Annotated in this window: 1 protein-coding gene; it reads left to right on the forward strand. The window is 65.3% G+C overall.

The window, feature by feature from the left end; translation table 11 throughout:
• Positions 1–4: 4 nt before the first annotated feature.
• The coding region (locus ACFPFQ_RS48360) for an IS630 family transposase (RefSeq protein WP_379630082.1) at positions 5–995 on the forward strand (991 nt) is incomplete at its 3' end.

Consider the following 995-nt stretch of genomic DNA (forward strand, 5'->3'; position numbering starts at 1 on the left):
GCCGTTGGTGCTGCGTGAGGGTGATCGTTCTCGGCTGGAGGCGTTGACCCGGGCGCCTTCGATCAGGGCTGGGATCGCGTTGCGGTCGCGGATCGTGCTGTTGGCCGCGGAGGGGTTGCCCAACGCTGAGATCGCACGTCGGGTCGGGGCAAGTCGCCCGACGGTGGTGGACTGGCGAGCTCGCTATGACGCTGGCGGGATCGCTGCGTTGCAGGACATGTCTCGTAGTGGTCGGCCACCGGAGATCGACGAGATCGAGGTGGTGGTGGCGACCCTGGCCGAGGACGGGCGACCGCCGCAGCGCCTGGGTGTGACGCATTGGTCGGCGCGGCTGCTTGCGGCGGAGTTGAAGATCTCCTTTGCCACGGTCGCCCGGATCTGGCGGAAGTGGAACCTGCAGCCGTGGCGGTCGGAGACGTTCAAGTTCTCCACCGATCCGGAACTGGAGGCGAAGATCCGCGATGTCGTCGGGTTGTATCTGGACCCGCCTGACAAGGCAGTCGTGCTGTGTATCGACGAGAAATCGCAGGTCCAGGCCCTGGATCGGACCGCGCCGATCCTTCCGATCATGCCGGGCGTGCCGGAGAAGCAGACCCATGACTACGTCCGCAACGGCACCACCACCTTGTTCGCTGCGCTCGAGGTCGCGACGGGTCGAGTCGAGCAGCTCTGCCTGCCGCGCCATCGTCATCAGGAGTTCCTGCGCTTCCTCAAACAGGTCGCGAAGGCCTACCCGCGGGTGAAGCTGCACGTGGTCTGCGACAACTACGCCACCCACAAACACCCCGCCGTGAAAGCATGGCTGGCGCGCAACCCGCGCATCACCCTGCACTTCACCCCGACCAGCGGGTCCTGGCTGAACATGGTCGAGATCTTCTTCGGGATCATCACCCGCCAAGCCATCCGCCGCGGCACCTTTGGCTCGGTTCGCGACCTGATCGAGGCGATCACCCGGTTCATCGACGGCTGGAACGAACGCTGCCAGCCATTCATCT

It is taken from the genome of Pseudonocardia sp. GCM10023141 (genome assembly GCF_042653605.1).